Consider the following 9,241-nt stretch of genomic DNA (forward strand, 5'->3'; position numbering starts at 1 on the left):
CAATATTTTCCAGTAAATGGTTTAATATCTTACTGGGTTTCTTAAGTATTGTCTTTTTTAGGTATTGGTTGGCTTACAATTTCCAATTCCTTAGATTTTGGTACTTGACATATTACCGCAGGACTTTGTTTTTTTCCAAATGATGATGCTACAAGTAAAGATAATAATAAATCCAACAAGTGCCATGAAGGGGATTGTGATAAAGCCTAGCCAATTTATGTATTCGCCTGTGCAAGGGACTGGTCCACAAGCGGCAGAGCTTTCAAAGATGCTAGCTAATTTTTGTTTCGAGTAATGGTAAATGGAAATGCATGCACCGAAACCTGAAAGAAACATTGTGTAAAAAGTGATTTTATAATCTTTTCGGATTACAGCAATTCCTAAAATAATCACAAAGGGGTACATTAATATCCGTTGATACCAACATAATGTACAAGGCACGAACTCTCTAATTTCTGAAAAGTATAGGCTGCCGAACATACTGAGAACAGATGCAATCCAAGCTAAGTATAAAAGATGCTCTCGGGAATCATTCTTTGTTTTTTCTTCCATACGATTCTCCTTTATTGTCTTTATTCAACCACTTAAAAACATTTTCAATATAGAAAAAGTATAAAGCTATTTGGAAATGATGTAAACAAACTAGTTTTAATGAAAGACAGAGATTATATCTGAAAAAAATGGGGAAATGTAGAAATAGTAAATAGAAAGTAACATTATTTGAGAAAAAAAGAAACATACATAAGGGAGTCAAAGATTATGACGAAATTGGACTTGTCAAAATTTGAAAAGAAATTAATCATACGAAATACGGAATACCAGGATATTGATAAAATTATGAAGTTACAAGCTGAATGTTTTCCCGGTATGGATCCTTGGAAGAAAGATCAATTAAACAGTCATCTCGATATCTTTCCAGAAGGTCAATTTGTAGCGGAATACGATGGGGAAATCATTGGTTCTTGCTCGAGCTTGATTATTAACTTCGACGAATATGATGCAAGACATACTTGGGATGAAGTGACAGATGGTGGTTATATAACAAATCATAATCCAGATGGCTATAATCTGTATGGGATTGAGGTAATGGTCGACCCAGCTTTTCGGAGAATGAAAATTGGCCACCGTCTTTATGAAGCAAGAAAAGAGCTAGTTCGGCAATTAAATTTACAAAGCATTATTATTGGTGGCAGAATCCCGAATTATTATAAATATGAAGATCAAATGACAGCTAGAGAATATGTGCAGGAAGTGCTGCATCATAAAATATATGATCCTGTGTTGTCCTTTCAGCTCATTAATGGCTTTACGTTAATGCGCATCAATACAAACTATTTGCCAGATGATGCACAATCAAAGAGCTATGCGACGATAATGGAATGGAATAATGTAGAATATATGCCAAAATCAAAACGCTTTTTCACGAGCAGCTATCCGGTGCGAATTTGTGTTGTGCAATATATGATGAGACAAATATATAGCTTTGAGGATTTCGCCAATCAAGTAGAGTATTATACAGACGTCGCATCTAATGCTGAATCAGATTTTGTTGTATTTCCAGAGCTGCTTACCTCTCAATTAATGTCGTTTATGGATGAGCGTGTTCCAAGTACAGCCATTAGAAGAGTGACGGAGTATACAGAGCAGTATATTGAGCTTTTTACAAATTTGGCGATTCGATATAATATCAACATCATTGGCGGCTCTCATTTTGTGAAGGAAGATGATGATGAGATTTATAATATTGCTTATCTTTTTAGACGAGATGGGACCATCGAAAAACAATATAAACTACATATAACACCGAATGAGCGAAAATGGTGGGGAATAAGACGAGGAGATGCTATAAGGGTTTTTGATACAGATTGCGGGAAAATTGCCATTCAAATCTGTTATGATATCGAATTTCCAGAGCTTGCTCGAATTGCGACAGATATGGGAGCAAAAATTATCTTTACACCATTCTGTACGGAAGATCGCCAAGGATACTTACGAGTACGCTATTGTGCACAAGCAAGAGCGGTAGAAAATCAAATCTATACCGTTATTGCAGGGACTGTTGGGAATTTGCCGCAAACCGAAAATATGGATATTCAATATGCGCAATCGGCGATTTTTGCCCCGTCCGATTTTGAATTTGCAAGAGACGGAATCGTTGGCGAAACAAATGCGAACATCGAAATGGTCATGATTGGGGATGTTGACTTAGAAATCCTTAGACGACAACGTCAAGGAGGAACAGTTCGCCAATTAAAAGATAGAAGATTTGACGTATATCGAATTGAGTATAAGAAGTGAAAAAAGGGATATTGTACAAATTAAAACCACGGCGTAAACCGTGGTTTTTTGGTGGAATTCTTTTTTCTTACATAGTGGTTGTGTGAATCCAGTCATCTTCCGCTAAATCGTTGGCGTGGTCAATATAGCGCAATAATGAATATAAATGTTTTTCTATGACAGAATAATCATGTTCAAAGTTATAGGCATGTAAAAATTGTTCGATTTTTTTTGAGAGAAAGTTATCCTGGGTTCTTACCATTAATAGGAGAAGATTATCCCATTCTGATCGATGTGTATAGTAAAGGGCTCGATCATAATCTGTATTGTTCATTTTATTGCCTCCTTTGTGGGAAGGAGATGATTATATTATATGAAAAAAGGTTAGAATGTTACCCACTAAAAGTTGGCTATCTTGATTTATAAGGGTTATCTATTTTTACCTGTATAATTTCTCGTGGTAGAAAAGGGAGAAATTTTCTTTAAAGTGAATAAGTAATAACATACATCCACAATATAAAGAAAAAAGGAGTTATTATGAAAAGGCGACTCATTATTTTATTGACAGTATGCTTATTTCTTTATGCTTACCCTAAGCAATATAGTGCAGAATCAATTATTGATGCAAGCAATGAATATACATATGAGGACTATCAGGAAGACATTTGGATTTTGAAAAGTAAATATAAAAAGCAATTACAGGTGCATACGATTGGAAAATCAGAGTTCGGCAGGAAAATCTATGCGATTCAAATAGGAACAGGAGAGAAAAGCGTCCTCCTTTCTGGTGCACATCACGGAAGAGAATGGATAACTTCTTTATTAACAATGAAAATGGCAGAAGACATTGCAGTTAACATGAAAAATGGCGAAAATTATCTCGGTTCTTATTCCATCTGGATCGTCCCGATGATTAATCCAGACGGAGTGACGATCCAGCAAGGAAGAATTAATAAATTCCCGTTTTTTTCAAAAAGAAAAATAAAGAAAATGAATGACGGGCTAGATGACTTTACACGGTGGAAGAGTAACGGACTAGGGGTGGATCTTAATCGACAATATCCTGCTGGATGGGAAAATTTACAGGACTCTAAAAAAGAGCCATCTTATAAAAATTATAAGGGGAAAGCACCATTTGAAGCAAAGGAAGTAAAAGCAATCGTTGAATTGACAGAAAAAATAAAGCCAATCATTGCAGTAGCTTATCATTCTTCTGGCCAGGAGATTTTTTGGCAATATAATAATGGTGTGAATGAAGAAAGAGATCGCATGATTGCAGAAGTGCTTGCACAAGAGACTGGATATAAACTTGGCACTCCACCAAACGATGCAGTTGGCGGAGGATATACGGATTGGTTTATCAATACGTATCATTTACCTGCGTTTACAATTGAAATATGTCCAATAGTGGATGAGAAGAATCCATCCTTAACTAACTTTCCAGAAGCATGGGAAAGAAATAAAACGATTCCAAAAACTTTAATCGAAGAAGCAAAAAAAATCGATGCGATACATAAAAAAATGCTGGGGGATAAATAATACTAGTAAAAATTATTGGAGGTATTTATGAAAACGCGATCCTTATCGATTCTTATTGTTAGCGTCACAGTATTAATAATGGCATTTATGTTTCCATCCCATAATGTTGCTGTACAGGAGTTAGATTATAAAAAATTCGGTTCAATTGCGATTGCCGTAGTAAAAGCGGATTATCCAGAGGAGTCTGTCACAGATTATAAATATTTAGGGAGAAAGAAAATCTCCGCACAAGAAGAGCAAGATTCCTTTCAATTTATTGTAAAAGAGGATGGGAAAGAAAAAACAGTGGTTGTCACTGTTAATCACAGAACACAAGATGATAAATTTATTTCTTTAGTTGTAGAAGAAGCGAAGTCGTAAAAAAAGACCGGATAGGTCTTTTTTTATGACTTCTATTAATAAATATCTTTCTTCGTAAACACAAGAAATGAGATAATAACTCCAGCTACTCCCCAAATAGTAAGAACAATTAGGGAGAATGGGAGGGACATTCCTTCAATGGGCGGAATATTTCCTTGGAGATAATCTGTTAATCTTAGGTTTACCATGAAAAAGTATTTGGCTGACTCCCAAGAAGAAGCAATCGAACTAATAATCGAACCAGAGATCAAGAATGCAAGCATGGCACCCATTCCTGCAGCTGTACTTTTAATAAGCACGGAAAACATAAAGGAAAGTGTACCTACTACAACAGACACAAACCAACCAAGCCCAAAAACCATTAAAATATATTGCCATTGAGGTACTAAATGGACATTAGCAGTATTTAATTCACCAGCTTCTACCGTAAAACCAGTTAATATGGGAGCAGTCCAACCAACATATCCAAAGAATAGACCAGAAATAAGATAAGAAAATAATCCAAAGATAAATAATATAAAGGAAACAGACAGAATTAGGGTTATATATTTACTCAAAAGGATCTTCCAACGCCTTACCGGTCTAGTCAACAAAAGCTTAATGGTACCAATACTTTTTTCTGATGAAACAAGATCAGCTGAAATAATCATTACCATTAAAGGAAGAAGGAGCTGGATGGAATTGTCAAGAAACACACGCAAAAAGGTAGGAGCTCCTGGTTCTTGCGGATTAATATTATTATCGAGATAATACTGGCTTTGATCAATCCTAACCTTTAATTGAGAGCGGAATTCTTCAGAAATCCCACTAGAACCAATTCTGTTTTGCATATCTACGATGGATTGCTGTAAAGTGACTCGCCAATCAGCATCCCCCACTCTCTTTTTGACATTTTCCATTTCACGATACTGTGCATATGTAAACATCATAATCAATATTCCAATAATAATTGTTATAACTAATAGACGCTTGCTTTTGACCAATTTTAGCATCTCGTTATATATAAGTTTATTCAAAAGAGGAATCACCTCCTATAAGCTCCAAGAAAAGATGCTCAAGAGATGGGATTTGTCGATTCATCTCTGTAATATTCACGTTCGACTCCATCAATACTCGACTCCAATTTCCTACTTCTGCCTCTATATAGGGGGTGATCACATACTCCTCTTGAACATGGATAGAAGGAACAAGCTTTTTCAAGATTTCTATTCCCTTTTCTAAAGGAGTAAAACGCCAGATTAATTTCTCCTTTTGGGTTAATAAAGAATGAACAGATTCGGTATGAATGATTTTACCTTGTAAAATAATCGATACGCGATCACATAGTAGTTGAATCTCGCTTAATAAATGACTGGATACAAGTACACTGAGTCCTTCTTCCTTTGCAAGGAAGCGAATAAATTGCCGCATTTCTCTGATGCCAGAAGGATCTAATCCATTTGTTGGCTCATCAAGAATTAATACTTTAGGTCTGCTTAATAACGCTTGGCCAATTCCTAGTCGCTGCCGCATACCAAGGGAATATGTTTTCACCTTGTCATGAATGCGATCGGTTAATCCAACTAATTTTACAACTTCAGTAATCCGTTTATCATCTGAATTTGTTAACATTCGCGCAAAATATTGGAGGTTTTCCCAGCCAGTTAAATAAGGATATAATTCTGGATTTTCGACAATACAGCCTAAACGTTCCATTGCCTTTGAAAAATCCTTTTTTACATCGTAGCCACAAATGGATATTTGACCAGAGGTTGGTTTAATTAAACCAACCAGCATACGTATTGTAGTCGTCTTCCCAGCTCCATTTGGCCCAAGAAATCCAAATACTTCTCCACTTTTTAATTCAAAGCTAATGTCTTTAATAATGTCCCGTTTGCCAATTCTTTTTGTTAAATGTTGAACAGATAATGTTATATCATTCATTTTCATTTACCTCCCATGAAATAAGAGATGCTACACGTTCAGCCATCAGCTGATAGCCTTTTTTATTAGGATGGAAATGATCCGAATATAAATACTGCTGTACATTCTGCTGGAAAATGTCATAGGTGGGCACAAAAATCGTTTGGGCATAATTGGCGCATATCTCTGCTGTAGCATTATTCCATGTGCGAACTACTTGAGAAGTTAAGGCACTATCGTCTAAATCGTTAAATGGATTATATAATCCCATTAAATAAATGGGTGCATCTTTGTTGACAGAACGGATGGTAGCTAGAATGGTATGTAAATGCTTGGAATAGGTTGCCATTAATTTACTTATTGATTCTTCATCAATTTTTGTGAGGGATTGTCCTCCTTGAAAAAGATCATTACCTCCTATTGTAATAAAGAGAAGGTCAGCATTTGCCGTTTGTCTTTGTATTTCCTGCTCTGTTAATTGCTTGGCTAATTGCTCGGTTGTTAATCCTTTTATTCCATAATTAGTAATCGTTATTTCTTCTTCCGTTTTTTCTGCTAGCGATTCCTTGAGGTACCCTATATACCCTTTTCCAGTATCATCACCAGTACCACGAGTAAGCGAATCACCTAAAGCTAAGAGCTGTACACCATTTGTTTTGCTTATCTTTTGCTGTTCTTCGGATGTTGTTTGAAGATTATTATCTGGATGATTGTTATAGTCAACTAGCACCCATCCTAAGCCAATTAACCATAGCAAACAAACGATGGTTGATAATGTTAAAATGGAAACGGTTATGTTTTTTCGCAAATTTTAACCTCCTAACAGATGAAATTTTTCACAAAAACAAAGAGAAATAAACCTATCCATTGTAAATCTTTTTCTACTCGCCTTTAAATAGCGAAATAGAAACGAGGAAGAGTAAATGTAGAAAAGGATAAATGAAACAAGTCAGACAAGAAAGAGGTAGCCTAAAAAATACGAGTGGGAAATTTGTTTTTTAGGCAAGAAGGCAGAAAAAGGATTTTAATGAATGTCCTTTTTCTTAAATCTTCCACCGCGAACTTCGGAAATATTTGCTACTGCTAGAAATGCTGTCGAATCTAATTCTTCTATAATCGTTTTTAGCTTTGCTTCTTCTAAACGGTTAATGACACAAAAAATGACTTTCTTTGTATCTCCTGTGTAAGCGCCTTCTCCTTTCAAATACGTTACGCCACGTCCTAGTCTTGCTAGTATCGTTTCTCCTATAATTTCGGAGTGATCACTAATAATCCAAACTGATTTTGATTCATCCAAGCCAGCTATTACAATGTCAATTACTTTAAAAGCAATAAAGTAGGCAATTAATGAATACATGGCCCGATTCCAGGAAAAAACAAACCCAGCACAAATAAAGATAAATACATTAAAAAACATAATGATTTCACCAACGGAAAAGGGACTTTTTTTACTGAAAAGGAGAGCTAATACTTCTGTACCATCAAGGGAGCCGCCAAAACGTAGAACAATTCCAACTCCGATTCCGAGAATGATTCCACCGAAAACAGTGGCTAGAAGTAAATCAGAGGTGAAAACCGGTACATCATGCAATAAAATGGTAGTTACAGAAAGAACGCTAATTCCTAGCATAGTGGATAAGGTAAAGGTTTTACCAATTTGCTTGTAGCCAATGTAGAAGAAGGGTATATTAAGTAAAAAGATAAAGTAGCCTAGCTTTGCGCCAGATAAGTGAGAGAGAATAATAGAGATTCCAACAATTCCTCCATCCAAGATTTGATTGGGAACAAGAAATTCCTCAATCCCAATTCCCATTAAAATACTACCGATAATAATGAAAAATATCCTGCTCGCTAAAACTCTTTTTGGCATAATCTTATGCTGTGGTTTTTCTAGAAAAGCCTCTGTGTGTAAATTTGATGACTCCATCATCAATCCCCCCCAATAGTAGAAATTCTATGTAAAAAGCGTGTGAAAAACGAATAGATAGATAATTCTATTTTATCATACTAGTTTTGAAATAGATGCATCATAGCTTCGTATTTACTAATATAATCAGTAACGTAAAAGGAAAAACTCTATCTTTACTTAAACCATCCTTTTCTTTTGAACAATATAAACATGCCGATAACGATTATTGCCATAAGAAACAATAACCCAAAGTATCCATATTTCCAATGAAGCTCAGGAATATTTACAAAGTTCATCCCATATAAGCCCGCTAAAAAGCTAAGTGGCATAAAAATGGTTGTTATGACTGTAAGAATTTGCATAATTCTATTTGAATGATGGGAATTGTATGAGAGATAACTATCTCTTATATCTGTTGTCAATTCGCGATTTGATTCAATCAATTCACTGATTTTTAATAAATGATCATAAATATCAGAATAATATTCTCTTTTCATTAAGAGAGCAGATAATTTTTCGGTATTAATCATTTTATATACCAAATCTTTCATTGGTACGACCGTATGACGTAAGGAGAGAAGCTGATGCCTTGTCGTAAATAATTCATCAAGTAATGCTTCCATTGTTTTTTTATCAGGATTTTCATCAATTTCTGCTAAAGTATCCTCAATCTCATAGACAATGGGAATATAATTATCCACTAGATGATCTAATAGCTGATAAAGAACGGTATATTGTGTCCATGCTCCAATATCGTCATTTGCTAACAAATTATTTACAGCACGAACTTCAATAGAAGTATGATGATGAAAGGTAACAATATAATTTTCACCTAAGAAAATATTAAGTTCGTCTTTTTTAATTGTTTTAGGATTTAAACAATGAGTGACAAAAAAGGTGTATGTTTCAAAAAAGTCTATTTTAGGACGCTGCAAATTATGGAGACAATCTTCTATTGATAATGGATGGAATTCAAAAGGATGATGTAATTTCTCGATTTCCATTTCGATAGGTTGATCAAAATCAACCCAAAACCACCTATAATCTCCGTCTAAGATTTCTTCTATTGTAAGATCAGAGATTAGCTGATTGTTTTTCGTTATAGCTAAGGTATGAATCATATCAATAACTCCTCGTATAGTAAGTTTATAGTCCTCTTTCGAGGTAATTTCCAATTAAAATATTGTTCTTTGATAATTCTATAGATGTTAGTTCAGATAGTGGGGGGCTAGCCCCCCACTATCTGAAAAAGTT

10 protein-coding genes are annotated in these 9,241 nt (G+C 35.0%); 3 read left to right on the forward strand and 7 right to left on the reverse strand.

Annotated features, from left to right (window positions below; genetic code table 11):
- Positions 1 to 90: 90 nt before the first annotated feature.
- On the reverse strand, positions 91 to 552 hold the full coding sequence (locus tag QQZ16_RS22155; protein WP_284561789.1) for a disulfide oxidoreductase: 462 nt from the start codon (positions 550 to 552) through the stop codon (positions 91 to 93).
- 204 nt (positions 553 to 756) lie between these two features.
- On the opposite strand from QQZ16_RS22155, the gene QQZ16_RS22160 reads away from it, so the two are divergent.
- On the forward strand, positions 757 to 2,298 hold the full coding sequence (locus QQZ16_RS22160) for a bifunctional GNAT family N-acetyltransferase/carbon-nitrogen hydrolase family protein (protein WP_109768306.1): 1,542 nt from the start codon (positions 757 to 759) through the stop codon (positions 2,296 to 2,298).
- A 67-nt stretch (positions 2,299 to 2,365) separates the two neighbouring features.
- Here the strand turns inward: QQZ16_RS22160 and QQZ16_RS22165 are convergent, their stop codons facing one another.
- Positions 2,366 to 2,611 (reverse strand): YhdB family protein, encoded by a 246-nt coding sequence (locus tag QQZ16_RS22165; RefSeq protein WP_031535713.1) that lies wholly within the window; start codon positions 2,609 to 2,611, stop codon positions 2,366 to 2,368.
- A gap of 227 nt (positions 2,612 to 2,838) precedes the next feature.
- On the opposite strand from QQZ16_RS22165, the gene QQZ16_RS22170 reads away from it, so the two are divergent.
- Together QQZ16_RS22170 and QQZ16_RS22175 are read left to right on the forward strand one after the other, a co-directional pair.
- Positions 2,839 to 3,816 carry a M14 family zinc carboxypeptidase gene (locus QQZ16_RS22170; protein ID WP_284561790.1) on the forward strand — a complete coding sequence of 326 codons (978 nt, stop codon included), beginning with the start codon at positions 2,839 to 2,841 and terminating at the stop codon, positions 3,814 to 3,816.
- A 27-nt stretch (positions 3,817 to 3,843) separates the two neighbouring features.
- Complete coding sequence (locus QQZ16_RS22175) at positions 3,844 to 4,176, forward strand: DUF3889 domain-containing protein (RefSeq protein ID WP_031535709.1); 333 nt, start codon at positions 3,844 to 3,846, stop codon at positions 4,174 to 4,176.
- 35 nt (positions 4,177 to 4,211) lie between these two features.
- Here the strand turns inward: QQZ16_RS22175 and QQZ16_RS22180 are convergent, their stop codons facing one another.
- The 5 genes from QQZ16_RS22180 to corA all read right to left on the reverse strand — a co-directional run bounded on the left by QQZ16_RS22180 (position 4,212) and on the right by corA (position 9,108).
- Complete coding sequence (locus QQZ16_RS22180) at positions 4,212 to 5,192, reverse strand: ABC transporter permease (RefSeq protein ID WP_031535707.1); 981 nt, start codon at positions 5,190 to 5,192, stop codon at positions 4,212 to 4,214.
- A complete protein-coding gene (locus tag QQZ16_RS22185; protein WP_031535705.1) occupies positions 5,185 to 6,099 on the reverse strand; it encodes an ABC transporter ATP-binding protein in 915 nt (304 codons plus the stop codon). Before QQZ16_RS22185 ends, QQZ16_RS22180 begins: the two co-directional genes overlap by 8 nt.
- Positions 6,092 to 6,886 (reverse strand): SGNH/GDSL hydrolase family protein, encoded by a 795-nt coding sequence (locus QQZ16_RS22190; protein ID WP_031535703.1) that lies wholly within the window; start codon positions 6,884 to 6,886, stop codon positions 6,092 to 6,094. The genes QQZ16_RS22185 and QQZ16_RS22190 overlap by 8 nt, the downstream gene beginning before the upstream one ends.
- Positions 6,887 to 7,102: 216 nt before the next feature.
- Entirely contained in the window at positions 7,103 to 7,948 is an 846-nt protein-coding gene (locus QQZ16_RS22195) for a YitT family protein (RefSeq protein WP_414630348.1), read from the reverse strand.
- 212 nt (positions 7,949 to 8,160) lie between these two features.
- Positions 8,161 to 9,108 (reverse strand): magnesium/cobalt transporter CorA, encoded by a 948-nt coding sequence (gene corA / locus QQZ16_RS22200; RefSeq protein ID WP_031535698.1) that lies wholly within the window; start codon positions 9,106 to 9,108, stop codon positions 8,161 to 8,163.
- Between the last annotated feature and the right edge of the window lie 133 nt (positions 9,109 to 9,241).

The organism is Bacillus sp. T2.9-1 (assembly GCF_950097965.1).
Lineage (GTDB): Bacteria > Bacillota > Bacilli > Bacillales > Cytobacillaceae > Niallia > Niallia hominis.

What these genes read in the sequence shown, in the direction of transcription:
- QQZ16_RS22155 (WP_284561789.1), bottom strand. Translation starts at nt 552, where the DNA reads ATGGAAGAAAAAACAAAGAATGATTCCCGAGAGCATCTTTTATACTTA.
- QQZ16_RS22165 (WP_031535713.1), bottom strand. Translation starts at nt 2,611, where the DNA reads ATGAACAATACAGATTATGATCGAGCCCTTTACTATACACATCGATCA.
- QQZ16_RS22175 (WP_031535709.1), top strand. Translation starts at nt 3,844, where the DNA reads ATGAAAACGCGATCCTTATCGATTCTTATTGTTAGCGTCACAGTATTA.
- QQZ16_RS22185 (WP_031535705.1), bottom strand. Translation starts at nt 6,099, where the DNA reads ATGAATGATATAACATTATCTGTTCAACATTTAACAAAAAGAATTGGC.
- QQZ16_RS22195 (WP_414630348.1), bottom strand. Translation starts at nt 7,948, where the DNA reads ATGCCAAAAAGAGTTTTAGCGAGCAGGATATTTTTCATTATTATCGGT.
- corA (WP_031535698.1), bottom strand. Translation starts at nt 9,108, where the DNA reads ATGATTCATACCTTAGCTATAACGAAAAACAATCAGCTAATCTCTGAT.